Origin of the sequence: Tsukamurella paurometabola DSM 20162, from assembly GCF_000092225.1 — a bacterium.
Taxonomy (GTDB): domain Bacteria; phylum Actinomycetota; class Actinomycetes; order Mycobacteriales; family Mycobacteriaceae; genus Tsukamurella; species Tsukamurella paurometabola.
On sequence record NC_014158.1, the window covers coordinates 2,532,165 to 2,552,543 of the forward strand.

The 20,379-nt window shown below is 68.7% G+C and carries 20 protein-coding genes; 8 read left to right on the top strand and 12 right to left on the bottom strand.

Features of this window, described 5'->3' with window-relative positions:
• Window positions 1–3 precede the first annotated feature (3 nt).
• Together TPAU_RS12185 and rpsA are read right to left on the bottom strand one after the other, a co-directional pair.
• Window positions 4–1,248 carry a hypothetical protein gene (locus tag TPAU_RS12185; RefSeq protein ID WP_013127061.1) on the bottom strand — a complete coding sequence of 415 codons (1,245 nt, stop codon included), beginning with the start codon at window positions 1,246–1,248 and terminating at the stop codon, window positions 4–6.
• 132 nt (window positions 1,249–1,380) lie between these two features.
• A complete protein-coding gene (rpsA, locus tag TPAU_RS12190) occupies window positions 1,381–2,880 on the bottom strand; it encodes a 30S ribosomal protein S1 (RefSeq protein WP_013127062.1) in 1,500 nt (499 codons plus the stop codon).
• Window positions 2,881–3,034: 154 nt separating this feature from the next.
• Here rpsA and TPAU_RS12195 point away from each other — a divergent pair, with 154 nt between their 5' ends.
• The 5 genes from TPAU_RS12195 to TPAU_RS12215 all read left to right on the top strand — a co-directional run bounded on the left by TPAU_RS12195 (window position 3,035) and on the right by TPAU_RS12215 (window position 6,333).
• The gene (locus TPAU_RS12195) at window positions 3,035–3,817 is read left to right on the top strand and encodes a class I SAM-dependent methyltransferase (protein WP_083773838.1); all 783 of its coding nucleotides are present in this window, start codon (window positions 3,035–3,037) and stop codon (window positions 3,815–3,817) included.
• Between the two features lie 137 nt (window positions 3,818–3,954).
• Window positions 3,955–4,416 (top strand): hemophore-related protein, encoded by a 462-nt coding sequence (locus TPAU_RS21930; protein ID WP_013127064.1) that lies wholly within the window; start codon window positions 3,955–3,957, stop codon window positions 4,414–4,416.
• A gap of 139 nt (window positions 4,417–4,555) precedes the next feature.
• Window positions 4,556–4,909, top strand: a complete 354-nt coding sequence (locus TPAU_RS12205) for a hemophore-related protein (RefSeq protein WP_041944406.1) — start codon at window positions 4,556–4,558, stop codon at window positions 4,907–4,909.
• Between the two features lie 32 nt (window positions 4,910–4,941).
• Entirely contained in the window at window positions 4,942–5,361 is a 420-nt protein-coding gene (locus tag TPAU_RS12210; protein WP_013127066.1) for a hemophore-related protein, read from the top strand.
• Window positions 5,362–5,508: 147 nt separating this feature from the next.
• The gene (locus TPAU_RS12215; protein ID WP_013127067.1) at window positions 5,509–6,333 is read left to right on the top strand and encodes a hypothetical protein; all 825 of its coding nucleotides are present in this window, start codon (window positions 5,509–5,511) and stop codon (window positions 6,331–6,333) included.
• 3 nt (window positions 6,334–6,336) lie between these two features.
• Here the strand turns inward: TPAU_RS12215 and TPAU_RS12220 are convergent, their stop codons facing one another.
• The 8 genes from TPAU_RS12220 to TPAU_RS12255 form a co-directional block, all read right to left on the bottom strand.
• Window positions 6,337–6,678: a helix-turn-helix domain-containing protein gene (locus TPAU_RS12220; RefSeq protein ID WP_013127068.1), complete on the bottom strand. Its 342-nt coding sequence runs from the start codon at window positions 6,676–6,678 to the stop codon at window positions 6,337–6,339.
• Window positions 6,679–6,772: 94 nt separating this feature from the next.
• A complete protein-coding gene (locus tag TPAU_RS12225) occupies window positions 6,773–7,378 on the bottom strand; it encodes an HAD family hydrolase (protein ID WP_013127069.1) in 606 nt (201 codons plus the stop codon).
• Between the two features lie 43 nt (window positions 7,379–7,421).
• Window positions 7,422–8,321: a patatin-like phospholipase family protein gene (locus TPAU_RS12230; protein WP_013127070.1), complete on the bottom strand. Its 900-nt coding sequence runs from the start codon at window positions 8,319–8,321 to the stop codon at window positions 7,422–7,424.
• A 186-nt stretch (window positions 8,322–8,507) separates the two neighbouring features.
• The gene (locus tag TPAU_RS12235; protein ID WP_013127071.1) at window positions 8,508–9,755 is read right to left on the bottom strand and encodes a reverse transcriptase family protein; all 1,248 of its coding nucleotides are present in this window, start codon (window positions 9,753–9,755) and stop codon (window positions 8,508–8,510) included.
• 263 nt (window positions 9,756–10,018) lie between these two features.
• The gene (gene polA / locus TPAU_RS12240; protein WP_013127072.1) at window positions 10,019–12,772 is read right to left on the bottom strand and encodes a DNA polymerase I; all 2,754 of its coding nucleotides are present in this window, start codon (window positions 12,770–12,772) and stop codon (window positions 10,019–10,021) included.
• Between the two features lie 9 nt (window positions 12,773–12,781).
• Window positions 12,782–13,216 (bottom strand): hypothetical protein, encoded by a 435-nt coding sequence (locus TPAU_RS12245; protein ID WP_147291091.1) that lies wholly within the window; start codon window positions 13,214–13,216, stop codon window positions 12,782–12,784.
• Window positions 13,213–14,451 carry a TFIIB-type zinc ribbon-containing protein gene (locus tag TPAU_RS12250; protein WP_013127074.1) on the bottom strand — a complete coding sequence of 413 codons (1,239 nt, stop codon included), beginning with the start codon at window positions 14,449–14,451 and terminating at the stop codon, window positions 13,213–13,215. The genes TPAU_RS12245 and TPAU_RS12250 overlap by 4 nt, the downstream gene beginning before the upstream one ends.
• A complete protein-coding gene (locus TPAU_RS12255) occupies window positions 14,448–15,590 on the bottom strand; it encodes an SPFH domain-containing protein (RefSeq protein WP_013127075.1) in 1,143 nt (380 codons plus the stop codon). The genes TPAU_RS12250 and TPAU_RS12255 overlap by 4 nt, the downstream gene beginning before the upstream one ends.
• 208 nt (window positions 15,591–15,798) lie before the next feature.
• Between TPAU_RS12255 and TPAU_RS12260 the strand changes: the two genes are divergently transcribed.
• The 3 genes from TPAU_RS12260 to TPAU_RS12270 all read left to right on the top strand — a co-directional run bounded on the left by TPAU_RS12260 (window position 15,799) and on the right by TPAU_RS12270 (window position 17,821).
• Window positions 15,799–15,984, top strand: coding sequence for a YegP family protein (locus TPAU_RS12260; RefSeq protein ID WP_013127076.1), 186 nt, complete (start codon window positions 15,799–15,801; stop codon window positions 15,982–15,984).
• A 136-nt stretch (window positions 15,985–16,120) separates the two neighbouring features.
• Window positions 16,121–16,777, top strand: coding sequence for a HEAT repeat domain-containing protein (locus tag TPAU_RS12265; RefSeq protein ID WP_013127077.1), 657 nt, complete (start codon window positions 16,121–16,123; stop codon window positions 16,775–16,777).
• Between the two features lie 24 nt (window positions 16,778–16,801).
• Window positions 16,802–17,821, top strand: coding sequence for a HEAT repeat domain-containing protein (locus tag TPAU_RS12270; protein ID WP_013127078.1), 1,020 nt, complete (start codon window positions 16,802–16,804; stop codon window positions 17,819–17,821).
• On the opposite strand, the gene TPAU_RS12275 is transcribed toward TPAU_RS12270, so the two are convergent.
• Together TPAU_RS12275 and TPAU_RS12280 are read right to left on the bottom strand one after the other, a co-directional pair.
• Entirely contained in the window at window positions 17,808–19,583 is a 1,776-nt protein-coding gene (locus tag TPAU_RS12275; protein WP_013127079.1) for a phosphocholine-specific phospholipase C, read from the bottom strand. The two genes, TPAU_RS12270 and TPAU_RS12275, sit on opposite strands and share 14 nt — an antisense overlap.
• A gap of 85 nt (window positions 19,584–19,668) precedes the next feature.
• The gene (locus TPAU_RS12280; protein ID WP_013127080.1) at window positions 19,669–20,340 is read right to left on the bottom strand and encodes a TetR/AcrR family transcriptional regulator; all 672 of its coding nucleotides are present in this window, start codon (window positions 20,338–20,340) and stop codon (window positions 19,669–19,671) included.
• Window positions 20,341–20,379: the final 39 nt, after the last annotated feature.

Sequence of the window (20,379 nt, forward strand, 5' to 3'; positions counted from 1 at the left end):
ATGTCACTGCGGCGCGGCGCCGGGGACTCCGGAGATCTCGTCGACCACATGCGCGGTAGTGCCGCGGCGCACCTCCTTGCCGGTGGGGATGTCGATCGCGACGATCGCTTTGGTCGCCGGTTCGGTGACGAAGGCGGTCGAACCCAGTACGAACACCGCGGGGCGGGGCTGCTGCCAATCGGCGTCCTCGACCCACGCAGCAGTGACCTTGACCTGGTGGCTGACGACACCCGACTCCGGGTCGAGGATGCGCAGTACGCCGTCGGTGCCGAGCACGAGCGCCTCGCCGAACTGGCCGCGGGCCAGCGACCGGAAGCTGTACGAGGAGGGCAGGTCCACCAGTCGCAGCGTGCCGGTCGCCGTATCCACGAGGCTGACGCGGGTGGGACGTTCGGGTTTCGCCTCCTTGTCCACCTTGTAGTCGCCGAGCACCACCCGGTGCGCCTCAGTGGCCGCGACGTTCCCGATCCGTGCGTAGCCCGCAGTGGGCGCGGGGATCTTCGTGATCGCGGTGCCGCGGACCGCCAGAATGCCGTCCTGGCACCCGAAGACGACCACGTCGCCGGCGGCGGCGCCCTCACCGTGTACTCCCGGGCACTGGTCACTCTGTGCGATCACACTGCGCGCCTTGTCGAGCACGGCCACACCGGTGCGCGTCTTCTCGTCGCCGACGGTGACCAGAAGCGATCCGTCGGCGCGTTCCACGGCGACGCCGTGGTGCGGCCTCGGCGCGGTGTACGTCGCTCGGGGCGCAGCCGGATCGCCGACCTGTGCCGAGGGGATCGACGTCGCGGTGCCCGCACCATCGGAGAAGAGCACTGTGCGGCCGTCGTGGTGGACCACGTGGCCGGGCTCCGGTGCATCGAAGCGGATGTCGGTGCGCCGGGGAGCCGCAGCATAGAAGTGCTGGTGGTCGCCGTGCGGAACCGACCACGCTCCCAGGTCGAGCAGGCTGAATCCTTGCTTCTCCGAGAGGAATACGTGCCGCCCGTCGCCCGCGGGGTTCAGCCGCAGATAACCGTCGCCGCGGATGTCGCCGACGACGTCGAAGGTCGAGGCATCGAGTACCTGCACGCCACCGTCGTAGGAGTACGCGAGGCGGGCCGTGGGCCGGCGCTGTTCGGTGGCGCCCGATGGGGCATCGGCATCGGAGGAGCCCGACGGTGCGGCGGAGGACTTCTCCCCCGACGAACAGGCTGCGAGCAACGCGGCGGCCAGGACGATGGGAGCGATGAGGCTACGGTTCATGACGGCAATAGTCACGACTTATGAAAATCATTGTCAAATAGCCGCGCGGTGATGTGCGCATGGGTCCTACCCCCGAAACGGGGAACGCCCCGCATCCGGAAGGGATGCGGGGCGTTCCTCGTCTGCGTGCTATCAGGCGTTGCCCGACAGCTTCTCGCGCAGGGCGGCGAGCTGCGCGTCGCTGGCCAGCGAACCGCCGGTGCTCTGCGGGGCATCCTCGCCACGGTCGCTCGACGAGGTCGACTCGCTCGAGTAGTTGGCACCACCGGCGGCGGGTCCACCCGCAGCGGCCTCGGCGGCCTCGTCGGCGGCGAACTTCTCCATCTGCGCGGTGTGCATCTTGTGGCGACGCTCCGCCTCGGCGTAGCGACCCTCCCACTCCTCGCGCTGCTTGTCGAAGCCCTCGAGCCACTCGTTGGTCTCGGGATCGAAGCCCTCGGGGAAGATGTACTCGCCGTTCTCGTCGTAGCTGTCGGCCATGCCGTACTTCGACGGGTCGAACTCCTCGGTGTAGTCCTCGTTGGCCTGCTTGAGGCTCAGCGAGATACGACGACGCTCGAGGTCGATGTCGATGACCTTGACCATCGCATCGTCGCCGACCGAGACGACCTGGTCCGGGACCTCGACATGGCGCTCGGCCAGCTCCGAGATGTGGACGAGACCCTCGATGCCCTCCTCGACGCGCACGAACGCGCCGAACGGGACGAGCTTGGTGACCTTGCCGGGCACGATCTGGCCGATGGCGTGGGTCCGGGCGAACTGACGCCACGGATCCTCCTGGGTCGCCTTGAGCGACAGCGAGACGCGCTCGCGGTCCAGGTCGACGTCGAGGACCTCGACGGTGACCTCGTCGCCCACGGTGACCACCTCGGACGGGTGATCGATGTGCTTCCAGGACAGCTCGGACACGTGCACCAGGCCGTCGACGCCACCCAGGTCCACGAAGGCACCGAAGTTGACGATGGAGGACACGACGCCCTTGCGGACCTGGCCCTTCTGCAGCTGATGCAGGAACTCGCTGCGGACCTCGGACTGGGTCTGCTCGAGCCATGCACGGCGCGACAGGACCACGTTGTTGCGGTTCTTGTCGAGCTCGATGATCTTGGCCTCGATCTCCTTGCCGATGTACGGCTGGAGGTCGCGCACGCGACGCATCTCGACCAGCGAAGCCGGGAGGAAGCCGCGGAGACCGATGTCCAGGATGAGGCCACCCTTGACCACCTCGATGACGGTGCCCTTGACGGCCTCGTCCTTCTCCTTGAGCTCCTCGATCGTGCCCCAGGCGCGCTCGTACTGCGCACGCTTCTTGGACAGGATCAGACGGCCTTCCTTGTCCTCCTTGGTGAGGACGAGGGCCTCGACCGCGTCGCCGACGTTGACGACCTCGGAGGGGTCGACGTCGTGCTTGATGCTGAGCTCGCGGGAGGGGATGACGCCTTCGGTCTTGTAACCGATGTCGAGGAGAACCTCGTCACGATCGACCTTAACGATGGTGCCCTCGACGATGGTGCCCTCGACGATGTCGCCATCGTTGAAGTACTTGATCGTCGCGTCGATTGCGGCGAGGAAGTCCTCCGCGGAGCCGATGTCGTTGACGGCGACCTGCGGGGACGTAACAGTGGAGGTGGGCATTGGGTAAGTTGCTCCGGACAGGGTGCTCGTAGTTGGGTCGAAATCGCGCGTGCATGGGCACACGCGTGCTATACCCTACGCCACCCGGTGCTAGCTGGGCAAACCGCCCTCGCGAGAGAGGCTCACGCCGGTGCATTACCGCCCCAAACCGGACATGCGATACGACAGCGCCGGGTCCGAGGCAGCGAACCGGTCCTGGTGGGATTCCGATGCCGACGCCTACCACGCCGAACACGCCGCCTTTCTCGGTGTGGACACCGCCGACGGCGATTTCGTGTGGTGCCCCGAGGGCCTGCGCGAGTCCGAGGCCGGACTGCTCGGTGAGGTGGCCGGCGCCGTCGCCGTGGAGATCGGGTGCGGCAGCGCACCGTGCTCCCGGTGGCTCGCCGGGCGGGGAGCCACGGTGGTCGGCATCGACATCTCCGCCGCAATGCTGCGGCGCGGACTGCCGCATGTGCGCGGCGGCAATCCGCTGCTGGTCCAGGCCGGTGCGGAGCGCCTGCCCGTGGCCGACGGTGCCGTCGACCTGGTGGTCTCGGCGTTCGGTGGGATACCGTTCGTCGCCGATTCCGCGGGGGTGATGACCGAGGCGGCGCGGGTGCTGCGACCGGGTGGGCGGTTCGTGTTCTCCGTCAACCACCCGATGCGGTGGATCTTCCTCGACGATCCGGGCCCCGACGGCCTGGTGGCCACCCTCTCCTACTTCGACCGGTCACCGTATGTGGAGACCGACGATGCCGGCGCCCCGACGTACGTGGAGCACCATCGCACGATCGGTGACCGAGTCCGGGAGATCGTGGGTGCCGGACTACGCCTGACGGACATCATCGAACCGGAATGGCCCGAGGGTTTCGACCAGCAGTGGGGTCAGTGGAGTCCGCTGCGCGGCGCGATCTTCCCGGGCACCGCGATCTTCTGCTGCGAACTCCCGTCCTGAGCTCCCCCGCGTCCTTGCGTACCGGTATGTCCGAGTTCCAGGAAACTCACAGCCGAGGACGGCCCCCGCTTCAGCGCGGCCGCCTCTACTCGCCGGGGAGGGATCCGACGGTGATCTCTCAGTAAGGAGAAGCACCCATGAACCATTCCACCCACCGCTTCCGCCGTGCAGCCGCCGCAACCGCTGTCGTGGCGGCGGGCGCCGCCCTGATCGTCCCCGCCACCGCGAGCGCCGCCCCGGTCTCGCCGGCGTCCCCGGTGCCCGGCACCCAGTGCACCGTGGACCAGGTCGAGCGCGCCACGGCGAAGGTCGCGCCCGAGTTCTGGAAACGCATCAGCACCAATCCCACGGCGAAGGAGCGTTTCGACCAGGCGCTCACGCAGACACCGGAGCAGCGGGCGGCCGCGCGCGAGGCGGCGAAGAAGGCGCATCAGGCCAAGATCGACGAGTGGCGGAAGGCCAACCCGGGCAAGACTCCGCCCCAGCACGGCGCCGGCAAACCTGGCGAAAAGGGCGACGGAACGCCGCGGACGAAGCCCTCCAAGCAGCAGGTCGAAGAGAAGATCGCGCAGGTCAAAGCCACCTGCGCGACCAGCTGATACCCGGGTACAGGTTGGGCGGCACCGGGTTGCGCTTTCCCGGTGCCGTCCTTTCGTCGTTCATCTCCAGCCGGTATCGTCGCCCCGGCAGTCGCCGCCGCCCCGCCGATTCAGGGGGGCGCAGAGAATGGAGACAGACATGATTCGGACGCGCATCATCACCGGAGCCGCAGTCGTCGCGGCCGGACTGGCCCTCGCCCCCGCCGTCGCCTCCGCTGCACCGAACGACAAGGTGCCGGGCACCAAGTGCACCGTCGCTCAGGTCGAGCGCGCCACGCAGATGATCGCTCCCGAGGCGATCGCCGTGATGAACGGCACTCCCGGCGGCCGCGAGAAGGCGACACGGATTCTCGTGGCCAAGCCCGAGGAGCGGCAGAAGCTGATCGAGCAGCTGGCGGCGGACAACCCGGCCGGTGCGGCCTACTACAAGGCCAACCGTGCCGACATCGACGCGAAGATCACCAAGGTGATCGCCACGTGCCCGAACTACTGAGCCCGATCACCGGACCCGAAAGGCCCACATCAATGACTCTCCGCCGTATCGCCGCCACCGTCGCCGCCGTCGGGGCGGTGTCGCTCGCCGGCGCTCCGTTCGCCGCGGCGGCTCCCGCCCCCAAGCCTGCCGACCCGACCCTCTCGCGGGCCGTGCCGGGCACCTCGTGCAACGTTGGCCAGCTGCGCGCTGCGATCGATCGTTCCTCGCCGGGGCTGACCGGGCGCCTGGAGCAGATCGCCGGCGGCCCGCAGCAGTTCGCGGATATCGCGACATCGGACCCGACCACCCGTCAGTTCAAGCTGGCCGGCCTGGCGTTCACCGGTTCGGCCGCGGGCCTCGGCATCATCGCCGAGCAGCAGAACGTGCAGCGCGCCCTCGCGGATGCCTACCGCACCTGCGGCACCGTCAAGCCCGCGCCGGCCGCCAAGCCTGCACCGGCGAAGAAGTAGCGCGCAACCGCCATCGCCGACGGCGCCGCACCCCGGATCCCGGGGGCGGCGCCGTTCGCGTCCGGACGTCGTGTGCACGTCGAATGGTCGACGCGCGGTCACCGCACGTTCGCCTGATCGCCATCGGCGAGGTGAAACCTGGCGCGCATGACACTGCTCAGCCGCCGAAACGTTCTCGCCGCTCTCGCCGCCACCGCGATCGCCGCCCTGTCCCCCGTTACCGCGCACGCCGCCGGCAACGCCGTCCCGAACTACGAGGTCAAGCTCAACCTGACGACCGCGGCGCTCGACGGCGGCGCACCATCGACTGCAGTGAAGTCGACCTTCGGCATCGGCTCGTCGTCCACATCGCTGTCCTACGAGTACTTCGACACCGATACCAAGGCTCTCTCCGGCGAGGGGTGGTCGGTGCGCCTGCGGCACGAGGCCGGCAAGAGCCTGGACCTGAACTACAAGAAGCGCTTTCCCGTGACCAACGGCGATGTGGATGCCGCGCTCACCACCGCGAACGGCGCGGGCTTCGACTCGTCGGATACGAACTACGAGGCGCAGGTCGACTGGACCTACGGCAAGCAGACACTCAGCTTCGCCAATAAGAAGACCTCGTCGTCAAGCGGTCTGTCGGGTACGGCGCTGCCGGACTCGTCGACCGCCCTGGCGCTGGTCGTAGGGCAGATCCCCGGCAAGCTGGAGAACTGGAAGTCGAAGAATTGGGGCAAGGACACGCTCCAGGCATCCCGTGTACACGGCCCCGTGACCTCGAAGGAGTGGAAGGGCTCCTGGGAGGGCGTGAAGCCCGCGATCGAGGTGCTCCCGATGCCCGGCCAAACGGTGATCGAGTTCAGTTTCAAGGCCGATGACCGGTCCACCGCGCAGAGCCTGCGTCAGAAGGCGATCGACACCCTGAGCGCGAAGGGCTGGTTGCTCCCGGGCGACGTGCTCAAGACCGAGTTGATCCTGAGCACGTACTGACCGCTATTCACCGATCGCCACCAGCAGCGAGGATTCGACGGTTGCGGCCGCATCGGCGCCGTCCTGCTCAGCCGATCGCGGCGCCACCCGGCGATCCGCGTCCGGTAGCAGCAGCGCGGGCGGCACGTCCAGCGCTGCTGCGAGCCGATACAGCGTGGACATGTGCGGGTCGGAGAACCGGTCACCGGAGCTGACGTTGCGCTCGATGTTGGAGATCTGGTTCCGATGAAGCCCGGCCCGCTCGGCGAGCTTCTCCTGCGATATCCCTCGGGCCTTCCGCAGCGTCAGCAGGCGGTACGCGAGGGAGTCGCCGTAGGACTCCCAATCGATCTGTGGTCCGCTCACGTCACCCACGATGTCCCGCGCGGGCGACGAAGCCTGCCCTACATGTTGGGATGTGATGCGATTGCAGTCTCAGCGGCATGACTGCATATCTATCTCAACGCCGTTGCAGGTGCAACAGGGGCGTGACGGAAACCAGATCAGCGACGGTGTGCTGTGCCCCGGCCGCACCCAATTCCACCGCTGAGAACTCACCCGTCGTGACCCCGATGAACGGGCAACCGGCAACGCGGGCCGCCGCGGCGTCCTCGATGTGATCGCCCAGGTAGGCACGCACGTCCTCGAAGCGGAGCAGGGCCTCGCCTTTGGCCGCGCCGAAGTGGTCACCGACCACCGCGGCCACATCGAGGCCGGCCTCGGCGACGGCGCGCTCGGCCGCGGCCTGTTGCTTCGCCGAGACCACGACGGCACTGCCTCCGGCGGCCCGGATCGCGGCGAGCACCTCGTGAGCGCCCGGCAACACCGGCACGGGGGTGTCCCGGTCGGTGTCGTAGTGATGCCGGTAACGCAGCATGAACGCGGCGGTGTCGATACCCGGCACCACCGTGGCGGCCACGTCGCCCATCGGCTCCCCCATGTACGGCAGGAGCGTCGCGTCGCCGACGGTGTACCCGAGATCGGTGAACGATCGACGGGCCGCACTCAGAATCCGCTGGCGCGAATCGATCAGGGTGAGGTCGAGGTCGAAGCCGATGGTGAACACGGGACCGACGCTACCGGCCCGGCGAGGGCGGGCCCCAGGCGGCTCACGACCAGAATGCCCGCAGCTGCGCAGCGAGATCCCGTCCCTGTGCCGCCCCCGCCCGCGCCGCCGGAGCCCGGGCTGATAGGTCCATCATGTTGTCCCCGAACGCCGCCCGGGCAGCGGAGTCCGGCCGGACGATCTCGACCGTCGTCCCGGCGGCGCGCAGCTCGGCCGCCTGAGCCGCGAGGCCTGCGCGCCAGTTCGCCGGTGTGCGAGTCGCGCCGCCGAACGGACTGAGCACCAGCACTCGCTCGTATCCGGCTGCCACGTCGGCGTTGTCGGCATTGCTGCGATAGCCGCCGTCGATGAACCATCCGTCGCCGATGCGGAGGGCGAATCCGCTGGAGCAACTGGCGGCCACGGCGTCGGCGACCGCGACACCGCTGTTCCGGTCGAACATCACGGGAACGCCGCTGACGGCGTCGACGGCAGTGAGCGTCACCGCCTGCACCGGCCAGTCCGTCGTCGGGAGTCGGGACGCGACCGTGGCGCGCCATCGTTGCTGTGCCCCCGCGTCCGACGACGCCGGTCGGGACAGGGCGAAGGCACCCATTCGCCGCCGCATGTCTGCGAGATCTCCTGCGGAATCGATGATCTCAGCGGTACGGCGCATCTGTTCGGCGACCATGTCCGAGGACGCGCGGGCGGCACCCGGGGTTCCGGGCGAAGGAGCTGCAAGGATGTCCGCGAGGAGGTGCGCCGGATCGGCGGTGGTGATCTGCACGGCCGCAGTCGCACCGGCCGAGGTGCCGACGATGAGGTCTGCCTCGGTGACGTCGAGAGCGGCCTCGCGAAGGCCGGCGACCACGCCGATCAGCCACGCGTTGCCGGCGGATCCACCGCCGCCGAGGACGAGCGCGCGCCGACGACGCGAAGGACACGAAATTTCAGTGGTATGCATGGGAGTCGCCTTTCGGTGATGACAACCGGGCGCTCCCGCGACTACGTCTGTCGCGCGATCGTGCGCTGCAGTGGAGCACCCCCAACGGATACTGCGGTCACGGGGCTCACCTCCTGCGGTCGGTTCACGATCGGCACGGACGTTAGCACCTCCGCCGGAGTGGACGCATCCGAATATTCGCGGCAGTCACTCCCATGGAACCCGCTCCGCCAGGGCGAGCAACCGCTCGCGGCGCTCGCGATTGCCCTGTCCCACCCAGGCGATCCGGCCGTAGACGTGGCCTCGGAAGTCGTCGTGACCGTCGCGGTTCTGACTGGCGGGGCCGAATCGGGCGGCATTGTGCAACAGCGCCCGCAGGGCGTCGTACTCGTGGCGCGGAACCTGGGCCCGATCGTTGACCACCAGTCCGGCGAGCTCCTGACGGGATCCCCGTCGCATGATCCGCGTCTTTCGCGGGTTCACCGCGAATCCTTCGGCCGCGACGATCTTCGGCACCACGCCGGCGATCAGCGACGCGTCGGGCGCCCCGGAGAACGCGAGATCGTCGCCGTATCGTGTATATCTCGCCCCCTGAGCACGCGCGAGGCCGGTGAGGCGAGAATCAAGCTGCCGCAGTGAGAGATTCATCAAAGTCGGCGACGTCGGAGCCCCCTGCGGCAGGTGCCGGAAGCGCAAGGTGGCCGCCTGCCAGGCGTCGAGGCCGTGCAGTTCGTCAGCAGGGGTCTCGGTGGTGCACAGCGCCGCGAGGACTCGGGCGACCGCGTTCGGATACCCGAGGCGATGGAACACGGCACGCACCCTGCTCGCCCCCACCGTCGTGAAACAGTCCTTCAGATCGAGTCGGATCACGGACCCCGCCCCGACATGTGGTTCGGCGTAGCGCAGGACCGAACCGCCGGGCAGGAACCCGCGAGCCGCCGGATGCGGGGCCGCGGCGTCGAGGACGTGTCGAAGGATGCGCCGTTGCGCCTCGCACAGCCGCGGCTTAGGCGCCTCGATGACCCGGACTCCCCCGGCGGGCTTGGACATCCGGCGAACGCGGTAGTGCCGCAGCGGACGGCTCGAGTGCCGCAGCCAGCTACCCGTGTCGGCGAACCACTCGAGTTCCGGGACCGTCACGTCGAGCATCGCCGCCACCGCCGCGAGGTCGACGAGCGGGCGGTCGGGAGTCTCCCGGGCCGGCTCGGGTTCGAGAAGGGACTCGACCCGGAAGTCTTGGAGCAGGTTCGCCAGGATGGCGCCGCGCGGCTTCGTCGGGGCCGACGCGATCACGAACCGGGCGACCTCCTCCGCGAGCTCCGCCGGGAGCACGGCGCCGAGGTCGGCGGCGAGTTCGACACGATTCCACTCCTCGGGGTGGAGCTGGACCGCGATCCGGATGGCCTGACGGAGCTGTGCGCGGGCCAGTGCGCGGGCGATCTCGACGGCCGGCACGTCAAGCCATTCGCAGGGAGTGGGATGCGAACGCCGCTCGGCGGACCTGAAACAGTCGCCCGCAGCGCCGAGGAGGGCGCGTAGCGCCCCGTCCGGCGTGGGACGCGTGGTGTAGCCGTGTGGTGCGCCCAGCGGTTACCGCTGGGATGGATCGCGCGGATCCCGCCTCCCCCGAGCGACGTCGCATGTCTCCACAGTGCCACAGGGCACCGTCGGAGGCCGCCGAGGCGATTCCCCGTTCGATGAACAAGCGCAGGTGCCCGCTAGTGTGCGGCGTCGTCCCAGCTGCGCCCGTAGCCCACCGACACCTCGAGTGGCACCGACAGTTCCGCGGCGGTGCCCATGGTGTCGCGCACCAGCTTCTCGAGCTCGTCCCGTTCACCCGCCGCCACTTCGAGCACCAGCTCGTCGTGCACCTGGAGCAACATGCGCGATGTCAGGCCGGCAGCACGGATCTGCTTGTCCAGGTTGATCATCGCTACCTTGATGATGTCGGCGGCGCTGCCCTGGATCGGCGCGTTCAGCGCCATCCGTTCCGCGGATTCGCGGCGCATCCGGTTGGTCGAGGTGAGATCGGGCAGGTAGCGCCGACGACCGAAGATGGTCTCGGTGTACTCGTTGCGGGTGGCCTCGGTGACCACGTCCTGGAGGTAGTCGCGCACCCCGCCGAATCGGGCGAAGTAGGCCTCCATCTGGTCCTTGGCCTCGTCCCGGGAGATCTTGAGCTGGGCGGCCAGGCCGAATGCCGACAAGCCGTAGGCCAGGCCGTAGGACATCGCCTTGACCCGGCGCCGCATATCCGGCGTCACCTCGTCGATCGGGACGCCGAAGGCCTTGGCACCGACGAAGTTGTGCAGATCCTCGCCCGTGTTGAACGCCTCGATGAGGCCCTCGTCGCTCGACAGATGCGCCATGATCCGCATCTCGATCTGGCTGTAGTCCGCCGTCATCAGCGTCTCGTAGCCCTCACCCGCCACGAACGCGTGCCGGATCTGCCGGCCCGCCTCGGTGCGCACCGGGATGTTCTGCAGGTTCGGATCGGTCGACGAGAGCCGGCCGGTGGCGGCCACGGTCTGGTTGAACGTGGAGTGGATCCGTCCGTCCGAGGCCACCGCCTTGAGCAGTCCCTCCACCGTGACCTTGAGCCGCGTCGCATCGCGGTGCTCCAGCAGGTATTGCAGGAACGGGTGCGGCTCCTTCTCGTACAGCGCCTCCAGCGCGGCCGCGTCGGTGGTGTACCCGGTTTTCGTCTTCTTGGTCTTCGGCAGGCCGAGCTTCTCGAACAGGATCACCTGGAGCTGCTTCGGCGAACCGAGATTGATCTGCTCGCCGATCTCCTCGAAGGCGGCGGCCTCCGCGGCCCGGATACGGTCGCTGAAGTCACTGTGCAGCGATTCCAGGTGATCGGTATCGACGGCGATGCCGGTGGCTTCCATGACGCCCAACACCCGCAGCAGCGGGAGTTCCATCTCCTCCAGCAGCGGCTTGGACTCGATCTTCTCGAGCTCCTCATCGAGTGCCGCGGCGAGGTCCACCACGGCGCGGGCGCGCAGGATCTGCTGTTGCGCCTTCTCCGCCGCCGAATCGTCGGGATCGTCGAGCAGGGACAACTGGGTGTCGTCGCCCGCCGCCGATTCGACCCGCAGTTCGCGGTGCAGGTACCGCACCGAGAGATCATCGAGGTTGAAGCTGCGCTGTCCGGGGCGAACCAAATACGCGGCGATGGCGGTATCGGAGGTGAGTCCGCCCAGTTCCCATCCGCGGCTCTCCAGCCCGTGCATGGCCCACTTCGCCTCGTGCACGGCCTTGGGCCTGGTCGCGTCGGCGAGCCAGGCACCGAGCGCGGCCTCGTCGTGCGGTGTGAGCGTCTCCAGCGCGATGTAGCCGCCCTCGTCGTCGGGCGCGGCGATCACGACGGCCTCGGCGTCACCGTCGACCACCACGTCCGGGCCCACGACACCGAGCCCGGACCGCTCGCCCGACGACGCGTGTTCGGCGAGCCATTCGGCGACCGTACCCGGCGCGACGATGCCGCCGGAGATCTCGAAGCCCTCCTCGGCTTCCGGCTCGGAGGAGGCGAGTTCGGTGAAGATCCGGTCGCGCAGCACCCGGAACTCGAGGTCGTCGAAGAGCTGGTGAATGGCCTCGCGGTTCCAGGGTTGCAGCGCAAGATCCTGCGGCTCATAGGGCAGCGCCATGTCTTTGACCATCTCGGTGATCTGCCGATTGAGCTGTACGGTGGCCAGGTTCTCGCGGAGCGAGTCCCCCACCTTGCCTTTCACCTTGTCGACGTTCTCGACCAGTCCCTCCAGGCTGCCGTACTCGCGGATCCACTTGGCCGCAGTCTTCTCGCCCACGCCGGGAATACCGGGCAGGTTGTCCGACGGGTCGCCGCGCAGCGCCGCGTAATCGGGGTACTGGGACGGGGTGAGACCGTACTTCGCATCGACCTCCTCCGGGGTGAACCGGGTGAGATCGGAGACGCCCTTGCGCGGGTAGAGCACGGTGACGTGCTCGTTGACCAGCTGTAGGGCGTCACGGTCGCCGGTCACGATGAGTACGTCGAACCCCTGCTCCTGAGCTCGGGTGGTCATCGTGGCGATGATGTCGTCCGCCTCGTACCCCTCCTGCGCCATGGTGGGGATGCCCATCGCTGCGAGCACGTCCTTGACCACGTCGACCTGGCCGCGGAAATCATCCGGGGCCGAGGAACGCTGCGCCTTGTACTCCGGGTACATCTCGGCCCGGAAGGTCTGCCGGGAGACGTCGAAGGCGGCCGCCACATAGCCGGGGGCCTCCTCCTTGAGGAGCTTGATCAGCATCGAGGTGAAGCCGTACACCGCGTTGGTGGGCTGCCCGGACTTGGTGCGGAACCGTCCGCCGTCCAGCGGTAGCGCGAAGAAGGCGCGGAAGGCCATCGAGTGCCCGTCGATGAGCAGCATCACCGGCCGCTTCCCCACCTCCGACGGGTCTGCGGAGGCGGCGGGGGTCGTCTGGGCCGGGTTCGCTGCAGTCACACCCGCAGTCTAGTGAGACCCACCGATAGCTTTTCCGGGCGCGACCGTCTCGCCGATCCGGCGCTCCAGATCAGCCACCTCGCCGGCGGCCCGCTCGAGTTCCTCGCCCTTCGCCGCCGGAGGCAGCGCGGCGATCGTGACCAGCCGATCGTCGAGCTCCTGTGCGGCGACGGTGAGCCGCACCTGCGCGTCGAGTTGTGCAGCAGTCAGGACGCCCGCCGGCTGTTCGAAGGCGCGCACCGCGTCACGGATGCGGCGGTGCAGCTTGGCTTCGGGCACGTGCGAGCCGGACCAGGACAGCGGCGCACGGCTCGGGAAGGGCATCGCGCCCTCCGCCTGTTGCTGCCGGCGACTGTTGCGCACCAGAGCGACGGCGAACACCGTCGTTCCGAGCACCGCGAGCACGACCAGCACCAATAGGACGATGATCACCGTCGACATCATGAACCTCCCTGACTCTGCATGTAGAGGTACACCCCACCGGCGACCACGAGCAAGCCCAGCAGCACGGCGACGGTGATCTTGATGGCACTCCACGGCCGCTGGCCCTGCACCTCACCGGTGACCCCGTTGACGAACACCTGGAAGGGCCGGTTCGCGAACGTCACCGTGAGGAGCCAGACCGGCATCAGCAGGTAGACGAAGTCGATCGACTGGAATACCGGGTTCATGCGGTGGATGCGCTGCTCGTCGCCGCCGATGTCGCGACGCACCGTGTTCTCGACGATCCGGTTGATCCGCGGCCGCGCCTGTGCCTCGAAGACCTGCGCGGCATCGCCGTCGTAGGTGCGGGCCAGGTGCCCGGCCACGAATTCGGGCGTGTACGGCACCGCCCGCTCGGCGGGCCAGGGTTCGAGGGCCCGCACCCGGGCGTCGTCGAGCCCGGTGTTAGCGGTCTCGGTGAGCTGACGGATGCTGTCGTGCACGCGACCGCGGGCAGGGTACCAGTCGGTGTAGGTCTGGACGTTCCCGTCCCGGTCGCGTCGGGTACGGCGTTCGCCGCGCGAGCCCGAGTAGTCGGTGAACACCTCGGCGTCGTAGCTGTAGTACGAGAGGTAGACGCTGGTGAACGAGCCGAGCACCCGGTACTTCTTGAACTCCCGGGGCGCGAACCAGCGACTGTTCACCCACGCCTCGATGTTGCTGCGCGCCTGGGCATCACTGATCTGGAGCGGCATGATCCCATCGATCGGCAGCCGGGCCGGCGCGACCTGAATGTCCTTGCGTTGGATCGGCGTATTGCAGTACGGGCACCGCACCGCGGTGAGCGTCCCACTGAACAGCGTATGTCCACCGCAGTTCTGGCACACCACCTCGTGATCGACGACCTGCGGTGCGGCCGTGGACCTCGCCTGCGCGTAGAGCGCGGTCATGGTGGGCCCCAGCGGGTGCGTCACGATGCGCTTGTCCCGGTCGAGCATCACCGGGAAGGTGCTGCCGCAGCCCGGCGAGCGGAGCCCGCCGGTGGAGGGGTCGAAGACCAGTGAATCACCGCAATTGGCACACGGATACGTGCGCGTCTGCTCGGTGACGTGCAGGATCGCGCGGTCGGGCGCCGTGTTCGGATAGTCGGTGGGCGCCGGGGGCGGAGCGAGGGGCCGGATCTGCTGCGCCGGCCCGCCCTCCGGCCGGTCGGGTTGCGCCGGCCGCTGCCCCGGCAGCGGTGGCGGGGACGTCATCGGCTCGGCTGGGGCGGCAGCGGCGGAGGGGTCTGACCGAACAGGCTCCGCAGCGCCGCAACCTCACCCGCCGGCGTCCACCCCGTCATATCGGCGGACCACACCAGCGTCTGCGGCGTGAGGTTCGTGCCACGCAACTCCTCGATGGGCAGCGGTCCGACTGCGTGGCCGTTCTGCTCGACATGGAACTGCTGACCGCCACCGGGGAGCGGAGGGGGCGCCGACTGTCCCGCCGGGTTCGGGGCGGCGTTCTGCTGGTTCTGGAAACTCTGGCTGAACTGCTGCCCCATCGCCATGCCCATACCGGCCGACATGAAGTCGCCCGCGGCGCCCCCGCCGGGGTTCGTCGCGGCGCCCAGCATCGAGTCGGCTGCCCGGCCCTGCTGGAATCGGTTCATATCGCCGACGTTGCCGTAGTACCCCTTCTCCTCGACACCACGGGCGACGCCACGCGTCATCGCCTGGGTGATCTCGTCGGGCAGCGAGATGTTCATCTCGATCGCCTCACAGGCGAGGCCGTACGGTCCCTGGATCCGGGTCTGCACGTACTCGCGCAGCTTCTCCGAGAGCTCGCGCTGGCGGCCCTGCAGTTCGATCGCGCCGACACCGGTCTCCATCAACATGTCGGAGAATGCGGTGGCGATGGTGCGGCGCAGCAGTTCGGCGATCTCGTCCGAGTCGACATTGGAGTCGGTACCGATCACCTGTCGTAGGAAGGTGGGCGAATCGATCACCCGGACCACGCAGAGACCATTGGCGCGCACCTGGACCATGCCGAAATCAGGATCCCGGATGGTGACCGGATTGGGGGTGCCCCACCGCAGATCGGTGATCGGCCGACGGTTGACGAAGTAGACCTCGCTGCGGAACGGGCTCGAAAAACCATGCGGCCAGCCCTGCAGCGTGGACATGACCGGCATGTTCTCCGAAACCAGGGTGTAGCCGCCGGGGCCGTACCGGTCGGCGAGCTGGCCGCGGTAGACGAACAGCGCCTCCTGGCCCTCGCGGACGATGAGCTGTGCACCGTTCTTGATCTCGTTGTTGTAGCGCGGAAACCGCCACGCCATGACCGAGCGATCGTCCTCGAGCCACTCGATGATGTCGACGAGTTCGCCCCGGACCTTGTCGAAGATCCCCATGCCTGTGCATCCCCTCGGTAGTGAGTTACGAATTCCACGATAGTCACGCCGCTTGGCAACGGCTGAGGGGTCGCTGAGACCGGGATTGCGATCACGGCGATCGCACCGGCGTGTGCCGGAGCCTTTCGCCGCGCATTCGATGCATCGAGGATCTACGCTGCACTCGGCCCCGGAGGAGGGGTCTCCACCCTACGAAAGGTGCTCCACCATGGCAGGCAAGTTCGAGGTGTACGAGGACAACTCCGGCAAGTTCCGTTTCCGTCTCAAGGCCGGCAACGGTGAGGTCGTGGCCTCGGGCCAGGCGTACGCCACGCGCAAGGGCGCTCACGACGGTGCCGCGGCCGTCACCCGCGCCGTCGAGGGCGCGAAGGTGGTCGACGTCGACAAGGAGTGACCGCGCGGCGATCGCTCGATCCGGGGAGGGCTTCACGCCCTCCCCGACGCGTTTCACCAGGCTTTTCTGCGGATCGCCTTGACCTTGTCACCGTGGCAAGGTCGATGCTCGGAGGTCACCGAAGGAGGTGGCCGTCATGGCTTTCATTGACCAGCTCGATCATCCGAACTCGTCGGCGCGCTTGCGTGCGGCGCTCGTGCTCGGCAGCACCGCCGACCCCGACTCCCTTGCGGGACTGATCGCACGGTGCGCGGTGGAGCCGGACTTCTTCGTCCGCGACATGCTCACCTGGGCGCTCACCAGGCTGCCGCCCGAGGACACCGTGCCCTTTCTGGTCGGCGAGCTGAGTTCCCCTGCGGCGCAGGCGCGAAGCCAGGCTTTGCACACGCTGTCCAAGATCGGGGACGGGTCGGTCTGGCCCGCGGTCGCCCCACTGCTGGCCGACGATGACGACGAGGTCGCCCGGAGCGCGTGGCGGGCCGCAGTGATCCTGGTACCCGATGCGGAGCGCGCCGCCACCGCGACGGTGCTCGCTGCGCAACTGGGTCGAGGGGAGCCCGATACCCGGCGCAGTCTGAGCCGCGCCCTGGTCGCGCTGGGGGCGGCCGGCGTGGCGGCGGCGGAGGCTGCGGGACGGTCCGCCGATCCGGAGGTCCGGGCACACGCCGCGGCTACGATGCGGCTGTCGGAGGATCCGGATGCGGACATCACGTCTGCGATGCATTCGGCGCGGCGTGCGGCAGCGCTCGGCGCGGAGCGCACCCGTGCGGCGGACGAGGCCGCGCGGGGCTGACGAAGCGGGCGTGAGGAGGCGGGCATGAAGATCGGCGAGGTGGCACGACGGTCGGGCGTGAGTGCGCGAATGCTGCGGCATTACGACGCACTCGGACTGGTCCGGCCGTCGGGCCGCACCGTCGCGGGGTATCGCGAGTACGCCGACACCGATCTGCGGCGCATCTTCCACGTCGAGAGCCTGCGCACGCTCGGCTTGTCACTCAAGGAGATCGGCCGCGCCCTCGATGATCCCGGTTTTACGCCATCGGCCCTCGTCGATGATCTGATCGCACAGACGCAGCAGACCATCGAGACGCAGACCACGCTGCTGGCCCGCCTCCGGCAGGTGGCGGCGGCGGAACCGCGAGCCTGGGATGAGGTGCTCGATGTGGTCTCGCTGCTACGGCGCCTTGCGGCACCGTCGACCGGCGAGCGCCAACATGCCGCCCTCGACGCAGTCGGCGCGGCACCCGGCGTCGTGCTCGCCGACGCCCTGCTCCGGGAGGACAATCTGAATGTGGCCGGTGCGCTGCGCTGGGCGTTGGTGCAGGACGATGCGACGGCCGGCGACCTCGGCGACGCGGTCCGGGTCCTCGAACAGGCCCTCGAGTCTCCTGATCAGCTGGTGCGGCGTCGCGCAGCGGAAACGCTCGCGGAATTCCCCGGCGATGCAGCCCTGCGCGCCGCTCTCGGGCATCACGACCCGACGGTGCGCGGTGTGGTCGCGATCGAGTTGGGCGCACGCGGCGACACCGTGGCGGTACCGGAGTTGATCGCGATGATCCTGCGCGGCGATCGCGATGTGCCCGCCGCGGAGGCCCTCGCGGTGATCGCGCTGGGCCCGGAGAGGGAGCAGGGCATTATCGCGGACCTGATGTCCGCCTTCGCCGGAAGCGGCGAATACTCGGTGCGGCAACGAGTGGTCCAGGCGCTCGCGGAGTTCGCGGGTCCGGCGGCCACCGCCGCGCTCGATGCACTGCGCGGCGATGCGGACGAGCGGATCGCCCGGACCGCCGAGTACGTGCTGCGCGTGCGGTCCGGGGCGGGTACTACGGAGCGGTGAATGTCCAGTGCGTGCCGGCCGGGCCGAGCACCATGACATCGTAACGGTCGCCGGCCAGCGGCACCGTGAGCTCGACCGACCCCCGCACATCCGCGTGCAACGGCGTGGAATCGGGTGCGTGGTAAGGGAACACGGTGAAGTGCGCGCTGCGCGTTCCGGTGTTGCGCAGTCGCACGCGCAGCCCGTCGGACCGGCGCTTCGCGGTGACCTCGGTCCGATAGGGCACGGGCCGCATCGGGCGGGTGCCCGGTTCCTGAGTGGGGCGCGTTCCCACTGCCGGGGCGTGCGGTTTCCAGCGTGGTGTGAGACTACCGGTCGCGGCCGGCCGCTCGGCCGGAGGCAGCGATCGGGGCACACGGAAGTCGAAGGCACTGGTCAGGTCTCCGGCCACGGTGCGCCGCCACGGCGAGATGTGCGGCACCGAGATACCCAGCCAGCGTTCGAGGAAACGCAACGTCGAGGTGTGGTCGAACGTCTCGGAGGCGACGAAGCCCCCGATGGTCCACGGGGAGACGATCGTCATCGGCACCCGGTTACCCAGTCCGAGCGGCAGTTCGCCCACCCATTCGTCGGTCGCGGTGCGTGGCGGACGGGGTGGCGGAACGTGGTCGAAGTAGCCGTCGTTCTCGTCGTAGAGCAGGAACAGCGCGGTGTGCCGCCACACGTCGGGGCTACCGCCGAGTGCGTCCAGAATCCGGTACACGAGGTTCGCGGAGGCCCGCGGCGACGAGGCGCTGGGGTGCTCCGACTCCCGCTCGGAGGCCACCACGTAGCTCACCGCGGGCAGAGTCCCGGTGGCGATATCGGCAGCGATCCGGTCGGTGAGCGATCCCTGAGCACCGCGGCGCAGGCCGCGGAAGAACAGGTCCCGGTCGGGCTGGGGCAGGGTGCGGGCGCGGGCATCGACCGCGCCGGCGCGCCGGCTCGCCTCATCGGCGGGGAGCGCGCGCAGGCCCTGGTAGAAGTCGTCGATCTCGGTACCGAAGTCGCGGAACACGGCGGACGAGACCTGCTTGAAGCGGCGGAAGAACTCGATGTTGTTGTCGGTGAAGTTGTCCCACTCCTGGTACACCTGCCAGGAGACTCCGGCGTCCTGCAGGATCTCGCCGATACACGGCCAGTCGTAGCCGGGGTGTCCGCGGTCGTAGGCGCTGTTCTCCACGGCCCGGGCACCGGTGCCCGGTTCGAATCCGGTGTACCCCGAGAAGAAGTAGTTCCGATTCGGCGAGGTGGAGGTGGGGACGGAGCAGAAGTAGTGGTCGCACAGTGTGAAGGCGTCGGCGAGGGCGTAGTGGAACGGGATGTCGTGGCGGTCGTAGTAGGCCATGGTGGAGTCGGTCTTGGCGGGGATCCACCCGTCGTTCCAGCCACCGGCCAGGGCCGCCTGCCCGCCCTTCCACGTGTGGTCGAGCGCATCGATGTTCTGCGCGTCCATCTGCTGGCGTTCCGCGGCTCCACGCACCGGAAACGGCTGCACGGGAAGGCCTGTGCGGGTGGGCTGATCGAACACGCCGTGGCCGCCGCGGAGCCGCATGGCGGCAGGGTCGTCGAAACCGCGGACGCCGCGCAGAGTGCCGTAGTAGTGGTCGAAGGACCGGTTCTCCTGCATCAGGAAGATCACGTGCCGCAGATCGTTCAGACCTCCGGCGGAGGCCGGTTGCGCCATGGCGGACTGCAGTGAGGCGGGAAGCAGGCCTGCGCCGGCTCCCCCGGCGGCGAGCGCACCCTTGAGGAAGACGCGCCGGTTCGTTGCGGGCTTCATCCCGCTCACGCTGACGCATCCGGCTGAATCGCGGGTGGAAAGGGCGTGAACCCGCGTCGGCGAGTTCACGACCTTCCCTCGTCGTTCACTCGCGGCGGTCGCCGTAGCGGGCGGCGAAGCCGTCGCACAGTGCCTCGATGCCGGACCGCAACAACGGCATGGCCTGGCACAACTCCGGCCGCTCGATGGCCACGAGTTCACTCATCCGCGGGAGATCGTCGATGAGCGGGTCGTCGGCGAGGCCCGCGACGAACCCCACACCGTCGAGCGAGGATCCGGGGGCGACGAGCACCCGGCCCACGGCACCCAGTCCGGCACCCTGGACGTGGTTCCACACGTGGAGGGCGAGTTCCGCGGAATCGTCCACCCTGCCGGTGAGGTGATCGAGGGCCTCGACGAGCCAATCGAAACAGGCCACCGACGACGGCGAGATCGCGGCTCGCGGCATGGCGTGCGCGAGGAGCACCCACGGGTGCCGGAGGTAGAGCCTCAGATCGATCTCGGCGGCGAGGTGCACGCGATGGCGCCAGTCGGGATCTCCCAGCAACTCTTCGGGATACAGCGCACCGGTGCCCACCGCGGAGGCCATCTCGCGGATCAGCGTTTCCTTATCGGGTACGTGCCGGTAGAGCGACATGGCACCGGTACCGAGCGCCTCGGCGATGCGCCGCATCGAGACCTTCTCCAGCCCGCCCTCGTCGGCGAGGCGCACGGCCTCGGCGACGATCGCGTCCCGGGTGAGGGCGGTCTCCGACACAACCGTCTCCTTTTGCGTTGACCGTGCCCGAACGTTCTG

Bases quoted from the DNA above. Each gene is read 5' to 3' on its own strand.
- TPAU_RS12185 (WP_013127061.1), bottom strand. From the start codon at position 1,248: ATGAACCGTAGCCTCATCGCTCCCATCGTCCTGGCCGCCGCGTTGCTC.
- rpsA (WP_013127062.1), bottom strand. From the start codon at position 2,880: ATGCCCACCTCCACTGTTACGTCCCCGCAGGTCGCCGTCAACGACATC.
- TPAU_RS12195 (WP_083773838.1), top strand. From the start codon at position 3,035: ATGCGATACGACAGCGCCGGGTCCGAGGCAGCGAACCGGTCCTGGTGG.
- TPAU_RS21930 (WP_013127064.1), top strand. From the start codon at position 3,955: ATGAACCATTCCACCCACCGCTTCCGCCGTGCAGCCGCCGCAACCGCT.
- TPAU_RS12205 (WP_041944406.1), top strand. From the start codon at position 4,556: ATGATTCGGACGCGCATCATCACCGGAGCCGCAGTCGTCGCGGCCGGA.
- TPAU_RS12210 (WP_013127066.1), top strand. From the start codon at position 4,942: ATGACTCTCCGCCGTATCGCCGCCACCGTCGCCGCCGTCGGGGCGGTG.
- TPAU_RS12215 (WP_013127067.1), top strand. From the start codon at position 5,509: ATGACACTGCTCAGCCGCCGAAACGTTCTCGCCGCTCTCGCCGCCACC.
- TPAU_RS12230 (WP_013127070.1), bottom strand. From the start codon at position 8,321: ATGCATACCACTGAAATTTCGTGTCCTTCGCGTCGTCGGCGCGCGCTC.
- TPAU_RS12245 (WP_147291091.1), bottom strand. From the start codon at position 13,216: ATGATGTCGACGGTGATCATCGTCCTATTGGTGCTGGTCGTGCTCGCG.
- TPAU_RS12250 (WP_013127074.1), bottom strand. From the start codon at position 14,451: ATGACGTCCCCGCCACCGCTGCCGGGGCAGCGGCCGGCGCAACCCGAC.
- TPAU_RS12255 (WP_013127075.1), bottom strand. From the start codon at position 15,590: ATGGGGATCTTCGACAAGGTCCGGGGCGAACTCGTCGACATCATCGAG.
- TPAU_RS12260 (WP_013127076.1), top strand. From the start codon at position 15,799: ATGGCAGGCAAGTTCGAGGTGTACGAGGACAACTCCGGCAAGTTCCGT.
- TPAU_RS12265 (WP_013127077.1), top strand. From the start codon at position 16,121: ATGGCTTTCATTGACCAGCTCGATCATCCGAACTCGTCGGCGCGCTTG.
- TPAU_RS12270 (WP_013127078.1), top strand. From the start codon at position 16,802: ATGAAGATCGGCGAGGTGGCACGACGGTCGGGCGTGAGTGCGCGAATG.
- TPAU_RS12275 (WP_013127079.1), bottom strand. From the start codon at position 19,583: ATGAAGCCCGCAACGAACCGGCGCGTCTTCCTCAAGGGTGCGCTCGCC.